Genomic DNA, 15608 nt, shown 5'->3' on the forward strand with positions numbered 1-15608 from the left:
CTCCTCCGGTGGCCAGCGGCCGGCGGAGCGTACCCGGCCCGCCGGACATCGCCGTCGCTGCCGTACCTCCTCAGGCGCTCTTGCGGGGTGCGCTCTTGCGGGCGGCCGTCTTCTTCGCCGGCTCCGTCTTCTTCGCGGCGGTCTTCTTCGCCGGCTCGGCCTTCTTCGCGGCGGTCTTCTTCTCAGCCGGCTTCTTCGCCGCGGTCTTCTTCGCGGGGGCCTTGGCGGCCTTCTCCGCCGCCTTCTCCGCCGCCTTCTGCGCCGACCGGGCCGACGAGATGGGTGTCGGCTCGCCGCCACCACCGCCACCACGGGCGGGTTGCTCGCCGCGGGCCGCCTTGGCCCGCTCCACCGAGGCCTTCAACGCGGCCATCAGGTCCACCGCCGCGGCCGGGGCCTCCTCGACCTCCTCCGGCTGGACGACCTCCCGACCCTCCACCTTGGCGTCGATGACCTCCTGCAACGCGGCCCGGTAGTCGTCGGTGAAGACGTCCGGCTCGAACTCGCCGGTCATCGAGTCGATCAGGGAACTGGCCATCGCCAACTCCGGTGGGCGCACCTTGAGGTCCTCGTCGAGGAAACCGAAGTCCGGGGTACGGATCTCGTCCGGCCAGAGCATCGTGTTGAGCAGCAGCACACCCTCGCGGACCCGCAGGGTGGCGAGCTGCTCCCGCTGGCGCAGCGCCACCTTGACGATGGCCACCCGCTCCGAGTCGATGAGCGCGTCGCGCAGCAGCACGTACGGCTTGGTGGCCGTGCCCTCCGGCTCGAGAAAATACGCCTTGTTGTAGAGGATCGGGTCGACCTGCTCGGCCGGCACGAACTCCAGCACGTCGATCGCGCGGGAACTGGTCAACGGCAGGTCGGCGAAGTCCTCGTCGGTGAGGATCACCATCTCGCCGCCGCCGATGTCGTAGCCCTTGGCGATGTCGTCGTAGGTGACCTCCTCGCCGCAGACCGAGCAGGTGCGCTTGTAGCGGATCCGGCCACCGTCCTCACGGTGCACCTGGTGGAACCGGATGTCCTTCTCCTCGGTCGCGGAGTAGAGCTTCACCCCGATCGAGACGAGCCCGAACGACACGGCTCCCTTCCAGATGGCACGCATCCTGCGCTCCCTTCCCCGGTATCGACCATGCTCGCATCCGAAAGAACATGACGCGAGGTGTTCGGCCTGCTACTACAGTCGGGTCGTGCCCGGCGCGCCGCTCAAGCCGATGCTCGCGATGACCGGGCCGCTCCCGGCGGGTGACGGCTGGGCGTACGAGTTCAAGTGGGACGGGGTCCGCGCGCTCGCCGACATCTCCGGCGGCGACCAGCACCTGTACGCCCGCTCCGGCGTGGAGATCACCGCCGCGTACCCCGAGCTGGCCACTCTTCCGGAGCAGGTCGACGACGCGCTGCTCGACGGCGAGGTGGTGCTGCTCGGTCAGGGCGGGCAGCCGTCGTTCACGGCGTTGGCCGAGCGGATGCACGTGCGGGACCGGGCCAAGGCGGCCCGATTGGCGGCGGTCATGCCAGTGACGTACATGATCTTCGACCTGCTGCGGCTGAACGGGGACGACCTGACCGGCTGGCCGTACGAGCGCCGCCGGGAGGCTCTGGACGCGCTCGCCCTCGGTGGTCTCCGGTGGGCGGTGCCGCCGATGTTCGCCGACGGCCCGGCCACCTACGAGGCGGCCGGTGAGCACGGCCTGGAGGGAGTGATGGCCAAGCGGGTCGGGGCCGTCTACCGCCCGGGGGTGCGCTCGCCGGACTGGGTGAAGGTCAAGCTGGAGGTGACCGGCGACTTCGTCATCGGCGGCTGGCGACCGGGCGCGCGTCGGATCGGCGGGCTGTTGGTCGGGGTGCCCGGTCCGGACGGCCGGCTGATCTACCGGGGTCGGGTCGGCGGCGGGATCGGGGCGGCCATCGAGCGGCAACTCCTCGCCGAGTTGGAGCCGCTGCGCTCCGGCGTGTCACCGTTCGCACCGGGTGTGCCGCGCGAGGATGCCCGGGGTGCCATCTGGGTAGCACCTCGGGTGGTGGTGGAGGTGAAGTACGGCCAGCGCACCCCGGAGGGCCGGCTGCGCTTCCCCCGGGTGCTGCGGTTGCGCCCGGACAAGCCGCCGGAGGAGGTCGACGATGCCGGCTGAGCGGCTACGGGTGGACGTCGAGGGCCGCCCGCTGGAGCTTTCCAACCTGGACAAGGTGCTCTACCCGGCGGCCGGTTTCACCAAGGGTGAGGTGATCGACTACTACACGCGGATCTCGCCGGTGCTGCTGCCGCACCTGCGCGACCGGCCGGTGACCCGGATCCGCTTCCCCAACGGGGTCGACGACAAGTCGTTCTTCGAGAAGAACACTCCGGCCGCGACCCCGGACTGGGTGCGGGTGGAGAACCTGCCCGCGCCCGGGTCGACGAAGGGCCGGGAGACCATCGACTACGTGGTCGCCGACGACCTGCCCACCCTGGTGTGGCTGGCCAACCTGGCCGCGTTGGAGCTGCACACGCCGCAGTGGAAGGTCGGCGAGCACCCGGACATGATGGTCGTCGACCTGGACCCGGGGCCGCCGGCCGGGCTCGCCGAGTGTTGTCCGGTGGCGGTGTTGATGCGCGACCGGCTCGCCGACGACGGCATCGACTCGTACCCGAAGACGTCCGGCAAGAAGGGCATGCAGCTCTGCTGTCCGATCGCGGGCACGCAGTCGTCCGACGACGTCTCCGCCTACGCCCGGCGGATCGCCCAGGAGTTGGAGCGGGAGCACCCGAAGCTGATCGTGTCGAAGATGGCGAAGAACCTGCGCCCGGGGAAGGTATTCATCGACTGGAGTCAGAACAACGCGGCGAAGACCACTGTCGCGCCGTACTCGTTGCGGGCGCAGTCGGTGCCGTCGGTGTCGACGCCGCTGACCTGGGACGAGGTGGAGGCCGGCGCCCGTGGCAGCAAGCCGGCCGTCCGCCAGTTCACCGCTGCCGAGGTCCTGGCCCGGGTCGAGGAGTACGACGACCTGCTCGCCCCGCTGCTCGACGGCGGCCCGGAACTGCCCGCCAGGAGCTAGGCCCGCCACCACCGGCGGTAGCTACGGACGACGAGGAGCACCACGACGGGCAGCAGCCACGCGTACTGGGCGGCGGCCGTACTGACGAACGCGATCGGGATCGAGATCGCGAAGGCGAGCACCGGGACCGCGATGGCTCGCGCGGTGCCCGGCACCGTTCCCGGCGCGGCGTCCGAGCGGAACAGTTCGGCGCGGTGGAGCTGCCAGAGCAGCAGGAGCAGGCTGACGCCGACGGCGACGACCACCGTGGCGTACACGACGACCCCTACCTGCTCAGCGCCCTCCTCGCGGTGCAGCCGGGTGGCGAGTGGCAGGACGACGATGGTGAACAGGAAGAACAGGTTCAGCCAGGCGATTCCTGGGCCCAGCCGGGCCACCCGCTGGAAGAGCCGGTGGTGGACCAACCAGAAGGCCCCGATCACCACGAAGCTGAGCAGGAACGACAGATACTCCCCGGTGAGCAACTCGCCGAGAGAGCGCCAGCGGGCGTCGTCGTCGTCGCCCTCCGGCAGTGGCAGCTCGATCGCGAGCAACGTCATCGCGATCGCGATGACCGCGTCGGAGAAGAAGACCAGGCGTTCCAGCCCTCGGTCCGTGCCCTCGGTCTCGCTCGACGGGGCACTGTCGCGGGTCACTGCCGTCACGGCGCTCAGTCTGCCACCCGGGCGCCGCCGGTCCCGGCTGGGCTGACGGGCGCCGACAACGTCCGGGAGACGTGACAACCTTCGGCGATGCTGCCGCGTGTAAGGCGCGTGACCGACCAACAGAAACCACTGTCCGCGGCGGACCGGTCCTACGTCGCGTTCGTCGAGGTGGCGTGGCAGCGACACATCCGGCTGGCCATGCTGCTCAGCGGCGACCGGTGGCGGGCCGAAGAGCTGCTCCAGGACAGCCTGGTCAAGGTCTACGAGCGGTGGCGGCGGCTGTCCCGGCTCGGCGACCCGCACGCCTACCTACGCCGGGCCCTGGTCAACAACCACACCTCGGTTTGGCGGCGGCGTCGCCGCGAGAGTCTCTTCGCGGACCTCCCCGACCGGGCCACCCCGGCGGACGTCATCGGCCCGGACGCCGTCGTGCTGCGCCGGGCGCTGATGTCGCTGCCGGCCAAGCAGCGGGCGGTGGTGGTGCTCCGCCACTACGAGGACCTGAGCGAGCGCGAGGTCGCCCAGGTATTGGGTTGCTCGCTCGGCACCGTCAAGAGCCAGAACGCCCGCGCGCTGGGCAAACTGCGCCACCTCCTTGAGGGATCCTTCGACTCGGTAAGCAGGTGATAGTCATGAACAACATCGATGACCGTCTCGCCCATCGACTGCACGACATCGTCGACGGTGAGACGGACTCCGTACCCCCGGTGGGTGCGCTGATCGAGCGCGGCCGGCGGGCCCGGCGGCGCCGGACCACCGTGCTGGTCGGTAGCACGTGCGCGCTGCTCGCGCTGGGCGTCGGCACCGCCGTGACCCTGCCGGCCAACTCTCCGTCGGGTCGGTCCGGCGTAACCACGCAGGCCGCACGACCGGAGCCGGTCTCACCGGCGATGCGGCTCGTCTCGGCCGCTGCCGCCAGCGAGAACATCAGCTACCGGCTGCGGCTGACCAACTCGGGCCCGGGCGGGCTGAAATACGAGGGTGCGTTCGACCCGAGGACCGCGACCGGCTACGTCCGCGCGCCGCAGGACGATTCGGTCATGACCGAGCTGCTGATCAACGGCACCAGGTACCAGGGCGGCGAACGCCCGCTGGGCCCGCTGCCGGCCGACAAGGGCCCGGGCGAGACGTACGGCCGGTACGGGCAGTACCCGGGCACGTACGACCGGCTCTCCCTGCACGGCGCCGGGAACGACGTGCTGGGTTCCGCCGAGCCCGACCCGGCCGCCCTGTTCGCGGCGTTGAAGCGGCAGAACGCGACAGTCACCGAGAACTCGGACGGCTCGCTGCACTTCAGCTACGCCGAAACCGGCAGGGACGGGTCGAGCAGCACGACCGGTGACGTCACGCTGGATCGCGACGGTCGGATCGCGACGGTGGCGCTCACCTTCACCTGGCAGTCGACGGCGAAGGGCCGCCTCGACACGGGGACGTCCAACTCGACCCTCGAGTTGTTCGACTACGGCACCGCAGTGACCGTCGAACGCCCGACCGACGTCGTGATGGTCAAGGAGTAGGAACCGCGCGGCCCGGCGTCCAGAAGTGTGGACGCCGGGCCGGGTCGGCTGGTGGATCAGCGGCGGCCGAAGATCTTTCGGCTGGAGCCGAGCCGCAGCAGTACCGTCTCGCCGGTGGCGTCCTGCACCCCGTCGTTGTCGGTGATCGCGTACACCTCGCCGTCGCCGGCCACGGTCAGACCCTCCAGCTTCTCCTGCGTCCAGCCGTTCGTGGCGCGCAGCGCGGGCAGCACGTCGACGGCGAGCGTTTTCGGCAGCACGGTCAGCGGGCCGGTCGCCGCCGCGCCGGGCAGCGGCACCGTGTAGATCCGCTTGACCGTGGCGGCCGGACCGTTCAGCTTGTCCCGCTCGATGACCGCGAGCCGGTCGCCGACCACGGTGATCTCGGAGAGGCCCATCCAGTCGCCGGAGACGGAGGTGGTGTTCAGTTGGTAGCCGAACCAGCTCCAGGTGCCCGCGGTGACGTCGTAGCGGCCGAGCCGGACCACGCCGGCCGGGTCGGTGCTCAGCTCCCGCTGCACGGCCACCCAGACGATCTCCCGGCCCTGCCGGTCGGTGGTCGCGGTGACGCCCTCCAGGCCCTGCTTGCCGAGACCTGCGGCGACCTCCGCGGGCAGTGCGACGGTCTGCCGGGTCACCCCGGCGGCGTTGAGCCGGACCAGCTTGTTCTCCGCGCCCTTGGCACCCTCGACGGCGAGCCAGAAGCCACCCTGCGGGCGGGCGAAGATGCCCTCCGCGTCGTACCCGACGGGTGTGCCGGCGGCGTCCCGCACCGGCAGCGCGTCGGTGATCACGGCGGGCGTCCGCTTCGCGTCGATGGTGAGGATGCGGGTCTGGCTGTATGCCGCGTCGGTGACGCTGTAGAGCTGGTCCCGCTTGCCCGGCACCGCGCTCAACGCGCCGAGCGCGCCCCAAGCGATCGAAGCGCCGGTGCGGTCGGTGTCGGACACGATGCTCGGGAACGCCGGGGTGGCCTTGCCCAACTGGAAGAGCGACACCGACGCGCGGACGTTCACCGACGCGTCGTCCTCCTCACTGGAGACCGCGAGCAACCCGCGCGACGGGATGGGCAGTAGCCCCTCCGGCCCGTTGGTGGTCGGCAGGACCTGCCGGAACACCGGCTTGGTGGGGTTGCACAGGTCGTAGACCGCGACGAAGTTGCTGCGCTCCGAGCCGACGAACGCGTACCGCACGCCGTCGTACTCGGCGACCGCCACGCCCTCCGGCTCGGTGCCCTTCTTGCCGGCCCGGTCCTCGTTGTGCAGGCCGTAGGTGACGGCGAGCCGTTCGAAGGTGTTGTCGGCGTCCCAGGCGACCCGGCCGGTGCGGCTGTCGAAGATTGACCAGCCGCGGCTGCCGCCGTGCCAGTCACCCTCGTTGGCCGTGGCCAGGTAACGGTCGTCCACCCAGGCCACCGCGTCCGGCTCGCGGGGGACGTCGGTGATGCTGCCGGTCAGGTCGATGACCCCGTCCTTCACGGTGTCGATCCCGCTGATCGTGGCGGTGCCGGCGCTGAACACCCCGGTGATCCGCCCGGTGGGCAGGTCGACGAGGACGATGCCGTTGTTCTCCTGGAGCGTCACGGCCAACTGGTTGCGGCTGTTGATCGAGACGTACTCCGGCTCCGGGTCGGTCGGCGCGGCGGGGCCGGCCTGGACCAACGCGGGCAGCGCGCCGCCGTCCGCACCGGTCAGCGCGACCGGGCGCAGCCGCCAACCGGCCGGGGACTTCCCGGTCAGGTCGACGATCTGCACGAAACCGGCGGGCGCCTGGGGCAGGTCGCCCTCCTCGCCACCGGGCGGGGTGGCCTCCTCGTCGCGCTCGTTCTCGATGGCGATCGCGGCGTACCGCTTGTCCTTGCTGATCGCGATCGAGTCGGGCTGACCACCGAGGTCGAAGCTGGCCACCCGCTCGCGGCTGGCCAGCTCGATCACGTCGAGCCGACCCGACGGCTCGGTGAAGCTGGCGCTGGTGTTGACCACCACCAGCACGTACCGACCGACCACCGCGACCGAGGTGGGCTCGTCCTCGGCGTCGCCGAGCTGCGCCAGGGAGAGCGTGCCGAGGCCGCGCGGCCGGTCGGCGCGGGAGATGTCCAGGAAGCCGATGCGCTTGGCCAGCGCGTCGGTGTGGATGAGGGTGCGGCCGTCCTCGCTGACCGCCGAGATCTCGGCGACCGTCGCGGTCGCCGGGTCCTCGCCGGCCGGGCGGTTCTGGAACACCGGATACGTGGCAACCCGGTCGAAGGCCAGCGACGGGTGGTGGTGCCCGCCGGCCGACACGGGGGTGGCCCCGGTCAGGCTGGCGGCGGCGACACCGGCTGCGGTCAGCACGGTGAATGCTCTTCTGAGTGTCAAGGACTTCCTCCGTCAGTTCGTACCCGCACGGAGGCTGACAGTTGTGGGGGAGCGTCAGCTTGCGCCGACATGAACAGTCGGCGAAGCCCGTCGCAGCCGCCACCAGGCACCGCCGACCAGGGCGACCGTGACGACGGTGACCGCGATGTCGCCGGCCAGGGCCGCCGCCGGGCTCGCCGGGGAGTACGGCGGCACCACGTACGCGAACGCGGCGGCCATTACCAGTCCCGCGCTGCCGGCGACAAGCACGTGCCGCTGCCCCCAACCGCTGCGCGACGACAGGTAGGCGATCAACCCGCCGGCGGCGGCCGCGAGCGCCAGCGCGATTGCCACCCCCGCCCAGCCGGGCATCAGGTCGGAGCCGAGGCGGACGAGGACGACCGGCAGACCAACCCAGAGCGGATGCGGCGCCCGACGGGCCCGGTGCGGGTGGGGACGGCGCCAGCGGGGCAGCAGCGCCGTTGCGACGAGCGCGAGGACCGCCACGGCGGTGACTGTCAGTTGGAGCGGGCTGGCCAGGAAGCCCTTGTCCTCCTTGATGTTGAAGAAGATGAACAGGCTGCCGAGCAGGTAGATCAGACCGACGACGAGGAGACCGGGTCGGCCCAGCCACGGCCGGAGCCGGCGGTCCGGCCCGAGGAACGACTCGATCAGCACGATCGGGGCGCAGATCGTCAGCACGATGTGGTTGCCCACGTAGTCGAGGGCCTGCCGGAGGCTGAATTCGAGCCCGGGCACCAGCGTCGCCTCGGCGGCGGCCCGGGTGTCGGCGTACTGGGTGTCGTCGAGGAAGTCGGGGTTGAACAGCGACTGGTCGACCAGCCCGGCCTGGAGCACCCCGAACGCGGCGGCGAGCAGCACGATGGTCGGCCAGCTCGCGCCGAGGTGCCGGGCGGTCTCCCGGATGAGGATCGCCGCGCCGCCGTACATCGGGCCCAGGAAGATCAACACCGGGAGGAAGTCGTCGATGGCGAAGCCGCCCCACGAGCACTCGGCCGCCCAGGGCGCGAGCAGCAGCAACGCGATCACCGGCAGGAGCCGCCGGCGCAGCGGCAGCCGCGTGGTGGCGACCGGCTGGTCAGCGGCGGCCGGGTGGTCGGCGGTGGCGGGGTGGTCGGCGGTGGCGGGGTGGTCAGCGCCGGCCGGGCGGTCGGCGCTCGCGGGCCGGTGGGTGGTGGCGGTGCTGTCGGCGGGGTCGGGTCCGGTGGGCACGGGCGCTCCTCGGCGTCTCGGGGTCACCTCGTACCGTGCGCCGGCCACTTGGTCACCCGATACGGCCATCGGCCGACGACCGGCGCGACCAAAGTCGTTGAGTAGGGTGGTGCCGACGTCGCACTCGGGGAGCCTGGAATGCAGCCAACCGGCACGGCCGAAGCCGACTACCCGCTGCTCAGTTACCGCGACGAGGCGACCGGCGAGCGCGTCGACCTGACCGCACAGCAGGTCGGCTCCTGGGCGGCGCGCAGCGCGAGCCTGCTGCGCGACGGTTGCGGTCTCGGCCCCGGCAGCCGCGTGGCGGTGCTGCTGCCGCCGCACTGGCGTACCGCCGCGGTGTTGTTGGGCGCCTGGGCCTCGGGCCTGGCGGTGTCGTTCCGACCGCGCGCCACCGCGGGCCTGGCGGTGCTGGAACCGGGCGGCGACCGGCCGTTCGACGCGGTCCTGGTGACCCCGCAGCGGCAGGACGACTGGCTGGAGGACGTCCCGGACGCACCGCACCGCTACCTCGTCGGCACCGGCCCGGGGCGGTTGAACGACGTGCCGCTGGGTTGGTTGGACTGGTCCGCCGAGGTGCTTCGGCACGGCGAGGCGACGCCCGAGCACACCGCCATCCACCCGTCGGACCCGGCCACCGCCGACGGCACCACCTACGGGCAGTGGGGCGCGATCGCCCAGGAGTACGCGAAGATGCTGGGCCTGCGCACCGGTGATCGGCTGCTGGTCGACGCCGCCGAGCACGAGGAGCCGTTGAAGTGGCTGCTCGCGCCCCTCTCGGCCGGCGCGTCCGTGGTGATCAGCGCCAACCTCGACCCAACGCGGCGGGACGCGGTCGTCGCCGCCGAACGAGTGACCCGCGTCCTCTGATCAACTCGGCTTTGGTAAAACCGGGGCATCAACCTGTCCCGGACGCCGCGACTTCCTGAAAACCGAGTCGATCAAGGCCGTGTCACCCGTCCGGTGGAGGCCATCAGTTCCGCCCGCTCTCACGTTTTTCCTGCTCCTACGCTTCGCCGAAGGCACGCGCGTGGTCAGTGCGCCGGCCACTGTGCGCGTTGGCGGAGGGGGACATGGCGTCGAGGCGTACCCGTCGGACTGTGGTTTCGGCAGTGGCCGGCGGCCTGTTCGCCCTCGGGATGATCGCGCCGGGTCCGGCGGCGGCGCCGCTGCCCCGCGTGGCCCAGGCCGACGGCTCCACCGCCCCCGACCCGCGCGAGCCGCGCCCGCCGCTGCTGCCCGCCGACTTCCAGGGCACCGGCCGGTACATCGTGCGGGACCTCGGCATCGAGGTGCCATTCAGCTGGCAGGGCCGCAACGGCAACAGTCAGATGATCGCCGGCGGCCCGGAACATCCGATCTGGTTCACCAACCTGATCTACGAGAACACCCTCTACACGCTCACCTACAAGTGGCCGAACATCCCGCTCTTTCCGCCCCGCGCCTGTAGCAAGGTTCCGGGGTTCTTGAACCGGCAGATCTTCAACGACAAGCTGAAGACCGCGCGGTACGTGGGGCCGGAGATTCTGCAGGGTGACCAGGACCGGCACGTCGACCACTGGCGGGTCGGCGTCGTCGGGGGTTCCACCGTGCCGGGGGAGTTCTTCCGGTTCCCGCTCGCGCTCGGCGACATCTACGTTGACCAGCGGGACCCGACCCGCTGGTGGCAGGTGTTGCAGTTCGGCCTGCAGAACCTCTTCGACCCGGAGTTGGACGAGTGGTTCACGCTCGACGTCTTCGACCTCCGCCCCGGCGATGTCGCTCTCCCCGACCGCTGCCCACCACCCACGTCGTAACCCATCGACTGTGTTGATCAAGAAGTTTGCGTCATCGATCGGCCTGATGATGACGCAAACCTCTTGATCAACACAGTCGATGGGTTTGGGGAGGGGTCGGTTACAGGGCGAAAAGCAGGACGGCGTTCAGGAGGACGACGAGGGCGGTGGCGAAGTGGATGCCGAATGCCACAGCTTTCGTCCCACCGTTCCGTAGCACGATGACTGTGTCGCCCAGCGGGACGAGCGCGACGATCAGCATGAACCACGCGACCGCGTCGGCGGTGGTGAAGGCGATCAGGGCGAGGCCGAGCAGCCCGAACGTGAGGTCCTTCAACCCTTTGACCGTCAGGTAGGCGGGGTCACCGTCCGGGCGGGCCGGTACGCCGTATCCGGCGGCCGCGGCCTGCGGCACCAGCAGGAACCGCGCGCCGATGAAGGCGACGAAGAGGCTGAGTACGACGGCGAGCCCGTAGGCGAGGGGGGTCAGCATGAGTCTGCTCCATTCCTAGCGGTGCTAGATATGTGAGCGACGCTAGCAGAGCACTGACAGGATCGCTAGCGGTGCTAGGATCGCTGCCATGTCGACACAGGTGCGCCGGGAGCGTGAGCGGGCTGAGCGGGAGCAGGCGATCATCACCGCGGCACGGGACCTGGCGTTGGCCGAAGGCTGGGACGCGGTAACCACCCGCCGGCTCGCCGCCGAGATCGAGTACAGCCAGCCGGTCCTCTACAGCCACTTCAAGGGCAAGGACGCCATCATGGCGGCGGTCGCCGTCGAGGGCTTCGCCGAGCTGGCCACCGCGCTCGCCTCGGCCCGCGCCTCGGCCGCTGATCCCCGCCAGGCGGTTGCCGACGTGGCAGCCGCGTACGTCGCGTTCGCCGAGCGGCGTCCCGCGCTCTACGACGCGATGTTCACCCTCGCCGTGGACCTGCCGTTCGCCAGCCAGAGCGTCCCGACCGACCTGGCCCGAGGCTTCGCCGAGCTGGCCGAGACGGTGCGCCCGGCCGCCGGGGACGACGACCTGGAGACGTTCACCGAGACGTTCTGGAGCGGTCTGCACGGTCTGGTCACGCTGATGCGCAGCGGCCGGCTCCGCCGCGCCGGCCACCAGCAGCGGCTGGCCGTGCTCGTGCGCGGCTTCTGCCGCTGAGCGGTCTGGCTAGGTGTCAGGTGCCTGCGTCGAAGTGGCTCATCGGTTGGAAAAGTTGCGGGAGGAGGTCGTGCTGGTCGGCCGTCCGGGGCGCGCAGGCGGCGACGGCTTCCCGCTTCTGCATGAATCCGGCCGCTGTGCCCGTGCTGGCGCTGGCGCTGTCGCTCGCAGCCTTCCTCGGGGCCAACCGCGAGACACGCTGTGGCGAGATGCCGAGGAGTGCACCCGCGTCGCGGACCGTGTAGCCCTTCGTCAGGAGTGCCTGTGCGGCGGCGGCAACCGCCTCCTCGGCGGACCTCTCGGCCTTGCGCAGGGCGCTTCGGGCTCTGCGGGCGCGGGTTACCTCTTGCGGCAGGTCGGGCGCCACCTCGACGTCGAAGCTGTGTGGCTCGACGTCGAGCATCAGCGCAATGGCCGCACGTGTCGTCGCCTCTACCTGATCGAGGCGACGTGCCTGGGAGACAACACCCTTGATCTCCGGCACGGTGATGGCCCACCAGTGACCTGCACGTACGCACTGCGCGGTGTACTTCATCGGCGAGCGACCCCTAACTCAAGCCCAGGCTGCGGAGGATACCCCGCCCCGTCAATGCGTTGATCTCCTTGGGACGAGGTCGCCGCCCGCACGGCGCGAGGTGGTCGACCGGCAGGGCGCACCGCGCGCCGTGCGGGCAGCGGCCGGTCACCGAACACCCAATGTCGTACGCCCTGCTGGTCCTCCGCCGAGACGGTCACCCCGCCGGGCTCGACCCGCGCACTGAGCCGGGCCAGCACCCGAGCTGCGGTACGCGCGAAGATCCGGGCGCGCAGCAGGTCCGGCGCGGTGATCGGCAGGTGGATCACCCAACGCTCGCTCATCGGTGACTGCCCTTCGTCGGATGGGATCGATGTGCAGGGCGGCCTCCGACATCAGCTCCATGGCGAGCGCGAGAGACACGCCGCGCATGGCCCAGGACGGGGCGTTGATCGACTCGGCTTTCATGAAGTCGGGGCATCAGCCTGCCCTGGACACCCCGACTTCCTGCAAACCGAGTCGATCATGAGCGCCGAGCGCCGAGCGCCGAGCGCCGAGCGCCGAGCGCCGAGCGCCGAGCGCCGAGCGCCGAGCGCCGAGCGCCGAGCGGCGTGCGGTCAGTCGAAGGTCGGCAGGGACGGGCCGAGCACGTCGTCGGCGTCGACGATCGTGTACGCGTACCCCTGCTCGGCGAGGAAGCGCTGCCGGTGCGCCGCGTACTCGGTGTCGATCGTGTCCCGGGACACCACCGTGTAGAAGTGCGCCTGCCGCCCGTCGGCCTTCGGCCGGAGCACCCGCCCCAACCGCTGCGCCTCCTCCTGCCGCGACCCGAACGTCCCCGACACCTGAATCGCCACCGCCGCCTCGGGCAGGTCGATCGAAAAGTTGCCGACCTTCGAGATCACCAGGGTCCGCAGCGAGCCGGACCGGAACGCGTCGAACAGCCGTTCCCGCTCCTTGTTCGTGGTCGAACCCTGGATGATCGGCGCGTCGAGATATTCGCCGAGCTGGTGCAGTTGGTCGATGTAGGCCCCGATCACCAGCACCTGGTCGTCCGGGTGCCGGTCGACGAGCGCCTTCACCACCGGCAGCTTCGTGCGGGCGGTCGCCGCCATCCGGTAGCGCTCCTCGGCCTCCGCCGTCGCGTACGACATCCGCTCCGCGTCGGTCAGGGTCACCCGGACCTCGGTGCACTCGGCCGGAGCGATCCAGCCCTGCGACTCGATGTCCTTCCACGGCGCGTCGTACCGCTTCGGGCCGATCAGGCTGAACACGTCACCCTCGCGGCCGTCCTCGCGGACCAGGGTCGCGGTGAGGCCCAGCCGGCGGCGGGCCTGAAGGTCCGCGGTGAACCGGAAGATCGGCGCGGGCAGCAGGTGCACCTCGTCGTAGACGACCAGGCCCCAGTCGCGGGCCCCGAACAGGTCCAGGTGGGTGAACGCGCCGCCGCGCCGCGAGGTGAGCACCTGGTACGTGGCGATGGTGACCGGGCGGATCTCCTTGCGCTCCCCGGAGTACTCCCCGATCTCCTCCTCGGTCAGCGACGTGCGGGCGATCAGCTCCCGCTTCCACTGCCGGCCCGCCACCGTGTTGGTGACCAGGATCAGCGTGGTCGCCTTCGCCTCGGCCATTGCCGCCGCGCCGACCAGGGTCTTGCCGGCGCCGCACGGCAGCACCACCACACCCGACCCGCCGGCCCAGAACGCCTCGACGGCCTCCCGTTGGTACGACCGCAGCGTCCACGGCTTGCGCCCGTCCTTGCCGGCCTCGGCCAGCTCGATCGGGTGCGCCTCACCGTCCACGTAGCCGGCCAGGTCCTCCGCCGGCCAGCCCAGCTTGAGTAGCGCCTGCTTGAGCCGGCCCCGCTCGGACGGGTGCACCCGGATCGTGTCGTCGTCGATCTTGTCGCCGAGCATCCCGGCGAGCTTCTTGCTCTTGGCCACCTCGATCAGCACCAGCCGGTCCAGTGCGCGCAGCACCAACCCGTACGCGGGGTCGTTGGCGAGTTGGAGTCGCCCGTACCGGTCCATCGTGTCGGCCACGTCCACCAGCAGCGCGTGCGGCACGGGATAACGGGAGTACTTGAGCAGCGAGTCGACGACGCCCTCCGCGTCGTGCCCCGCCGCCCGGGCGTTCCACAGGCCCAGCGGGGTCAGCCGGTAGGTGTGCACGTGTTCCGGGGAGCGCTCCAGCTCGGCGAACGGCGCGATCGCCATCCGGCAGGCCTGCGCGTCGGGGTGGTCGATCTCCAGCAGCAGCGTCTTGTCCGACTGCACGATCAGTGGTCCACCGCTCACGCCAGCGTCCTCTCCTCGGTTGGTCGCCCGGCTGGAACGGGTGCATACCCGCCGCTGGCCGACCATCCAGTGTTGCACGATGTGGGATCCCCGAAGAAAGATGCGCACCGGCCGCAACCGTGACGGCACTCACGAACGTCTAGTAAAGGGACGATGGCTGGGGAGGTTCCAATGCAACGAGTCCGGATCACCTCCCGACTGGTCGCCCTGACGGTGGTTGTGCTGGTCGGCGCCGGTGCGTGCGCGTTCGATCCGCAGTCCGGTGGGAGTGGTGGCGGGGGAGCCGCCCCAGCCGGTGCTGCGGAACAGGCAACGGGGGCGAGCGCCACGCCCGGCCCGGACCAGCGCGGCCGGCCCACACCGGCCGCACCCAGCCCGACGCCGAGGGCAACCCGGCCCCCGGCGCCGAAACCCACAGGCAGCGCGACGCCGAAGCCGACGACCACCGGCACCGGTACGCCGGCGGTGGCCGGCTGCCCCCAGGGGCAGCACCAGCGCGAGGTGGAGACCTACCTGGCCCGGCTGGGCGGATTCGGGGCGGTGACCGTGGACGGGCGGCAGTCCGCTGCCGACTGCGCCGCGATCAAGAAGTTCCAGAAGAGGTACGGCATTCGCCCGGTCGAGGGTCGCGCCGGACCAACCACGTACGACGTGGCCCAGCGCCTCGCCACCACCGACCCGACGCGGTGCAAGGCCGGCACGGGCACCACGTTCTGCGTGGACCTGACCCGGCAGACCGTCTGGGCGGTCCGTGGCGGCAAGGTGATCATGCCGCCGACGGTGACCCGCACCGGGATGTCCGGCTATCGCACCCCGGCCGGCACGTTCACCGTCAACTTCCGCAACCCGAAGGAGTGGTCCGACCCGTACGAGGTGTGGCTGCCGTACTGGCAGCACTTCACCCAGGGCATGGGCTTCCACGAAACCACCACCTACCTGCACGACAAGTCGATCGGCTCGCACGGCTGTCTCAACCTGCTGCACGCCGACGCCGTCCGGATGTGGGAGTTGGGCAGCGTCGGCACCCGGGTGGTGCTGATCGGCCGCCGGCCCGGCACCTGACCGACGCCTGGCGAATCACGGGGGACAACCCCCTGTC

General features: G+C 70.9%; 15 protein-coding genes and 1 pseudogene. 8 read left to right on the forward strand and 8 right to left on the reverse strand.

From position 1 onward, the window contains the following. Positions 1-70: 70 nt before the first annotated feature. Positions 71-1105: a Ku protein gene (locus ACFYPM_RS01605; protein ID WP_387190083.1), complete on the reverse strand. Its 1035-nt coding sequence runs from the start codon at positions 1103-1105 to the stop codon at positions 71-73. Between the two features lie 85 nt (positions 1106-1190). On the opposite strand from ACFYPM_RS01605, the gene ligD (ACFYPM_RS01610) reads away from it, so the two are divergent. Together ligD (ACFYPM_RS01610) and ligD (ACFYPM_RS01615) are read left to right on the forward strand one after the other, a co-directional pair. Further along, positions 1191-2132 (forward strand): non-homologous end-joining DNA ligase, encoded by a 942-nt coding sequence (ligD, locus tag ACFYPM_RS01610; protein ID WP_387190085.1) that lies wholly within the window; start codon positions 1191-1193, stop codon positions 2130-2132. Then, a complete protein-coding gene (gene ligD, locus ACFYPM_RS01615) occupies positions 2122-3039 on the forward strand; it encodes a non-homologous end-joining DNA ligase (RefSeq protein ID WP_387190087.1) in 918 nt (305 codons plus the stop codon). The genes ligD (ACFYPM_RS01610) and ligD (ACFYPM_RS01615) overlap by 11 nt, the downstream gene beginning before the upstream one ends. Here the strand turns inward: ligD (ACFYPM_RS01615) and ACFYPM_RS01620 are convergent. Beyond that, positions 3036-3683, reverse strand: a complete 648-nt coding sequence (locus tag ACFYPM_RS01620) for a TMEM175 family protein (RefSeq protein WP_387190088.1) — start codon at positions 3681-3683, stop codon at positions 3036-3038. The genes ligD (ACFYPM_RS01615) and ACFYPM_RS01620 overlap by 4 nt on opposite strands. 108 nt (positions 3684-3791) lie before the next feature. On the opposite strand from ACFYPM_RS01620, the gene ACFYPM_RS01625 reads away from it, so the two are divergent. After that, on the forward strand, positions 3792-4310 hold the full coding sequence (locus tag ACFYPM_RS01625; protein ID WP_387190091.1) for a SigE family RNA polymerase sigma factor: 519 nt from the start codon (positions 3792-3794) through the stop codon (positions 4308-4310). Positions 4311-4315: 5 nt separating this feature from the next. After that, the gene (locus ACFYPM_RS01630; RefSeq protein ID WP_387190093.1) at positions 4316-5200 is read left to right on the forward strand and encodes a hypothetical protein; all 885 of its coding nucleotides are present in this window, start codon (positions 4316-4318) and stop codon (positions 5198-5200) included. A 56-nt stretch (positions 5201-5256) separates the two neighbouring features. Here ACFYPM_RS01630 and ACFYPM_RS01635 read toward each other — a convergent pair whose 3' ends face one another. Both ACFYPM_RS01635 and ACFYPM_RS01640 read right to left on the reverse strand, forming a co-directional pair. Then, entirely contained in the window at positions 5257-7557 is a 2301-nt protein-coding gene (locus ACFYPM_RS01635; RefSeq protein WP_387190095.1) for an esterase-like activity of phytase family protein, read from the reverse strand. A gap of 54 nt (positions 7558-7611) precedes the next feature. Next, positions 7612-8769, reverse strand: a complete 1158-nt coding sequence (locus ACFYPM_RS01640; RefSeq protein WP_387190097.1) for a hypothetical protein — start codon at positions 8767-8769, stop codon at positions 7612-7614. A gap of 138 nt (positions 8770-8907) precedes the next feature. On the opposite strand from ACFYPM_RS01640, the gene ACFYPM_RS01645 reads away from it, so the two are divergent. Together ACFYPM_RS01645 and ACFYPM_RS01650 are read left to right on the forward strand one after the other, a co-directional pair. Next, positions 8908-9639 (forward strand): TIGR03089 family protein, encoded by a 732-nt coding sequence (locus ACFYPM_RS01645; protein ID WP_387190100.1) that lies wholly within the window; start codon positions 8908-8910, stop codon positions 9637-9639. 203 nt (positions 9640-9842) lie between these two features. After that, complete coding sequence (locus ACFYPM_RS01650; RefSeq protein ID WP_387190102.1) at positions 9843-10565, forward strand: hypothetical protein; 723 nt, start codon at positions 9843-9845, stop codon at positions 10563-10565. Between the two features lie 100 nt (positions 10566-10665). Here the strand turns inward: ACFYPM_RS01650 and ACFYPM_RS01655 are convergent, their stop codons facing one another. Beyond that, positions 10666-11037 (reverse strand): DUF4267 domain-containing protein, encoded by a 372-nt coding sequence (locus ACFYPM_RS01655; protein ID WP_387190104.1) that lies wholly within the window; start codon positions 11035-11037, stop codon positions 10666-10668. An 88-nt stretch (positions 11038-11125) separates the two neighbouring features. Here ACFYPM_RS01655 and ACFYPM_RS01660 point away from each other — a divergent pair, with 88 nt between their 5' ends. Next, a complete protein-coding gene (locus tag ACFYPM_RS01660; RefSeq protein WP_387190106.1) occupies positions 11126-11698 on the forward strand; it encodes a TetR/AcrR family transcriptional regulator in 573 nt (190 codons plus the stop codon). Between the two features lie 16 nt (positions 11699-11714). Here the strand turns inward: ACFYPM_RS01660 and ACFYPM_RS01665 are convergent, their stop codons facing one another. The 3 genes and pseudogenes from ACFYPM_RS01665 to ACFYPM_RS01675 all read right to left on the reverse strand — a co-directional run bounded on the left by ACFYPM_RS01665 (position 11715) and on the right by ACFYPM_RS01675 (position 14509). Further along, on the reverse strand, positions 11715-12233 hold the full coding sequence (locus ACFYPM_RS01665; protein WP_387190108.1) for a hypothetical protein: 519 nt from the start codon (positions 12231-12233) through the stop codon (positions 11715-11717). Positions 12234-12246: 13 nt separating this feature from the next. Beyond that, positions 12247-12556 (reverse strand): annotated as a pseudogene (locus tag ACFYPM_RS01670) (hypothetical protein). Between the two features lie 273 nt (positions 12557-12829). After that, complete coding sequence (locus ACFYPM_RS01675) at positions 12830-14509, reverse strand: DNA repair helicase XPB (RefSeq protein ID WP_357072701.1); 1680 nt, start codon at positions 14507-14509, stop codon at positions 12830-12832. 171 nt (positions 14510-14680) lie between these two features. On the opposite strand from ACFYPM_RS01675, the gene ACFYPM_RS01680 reads away from it, so the two are divergent. Next, positions 14681-15571 (forward strand): L,D-transpeptidase family protein, encoded by an 891-nt coding sequence (locus tag ACFYPM_RS01680; RefSeq protein ID WP_387190110.1) that lies wholly within the window; start codon positions 14681-14683, stop codon positions 15569-15571. Positions 15572-15608: the final 37 nt, after the last annotated feature.

It is taken from the genome of Micromonospora sp. NPDC005203, assembly GCF_042872705.1.
GTDB lineage: Bacteria > Actinomycetota > Actinomycetes > Mycobacteriales > Micromonosporaceae > Micromonospora.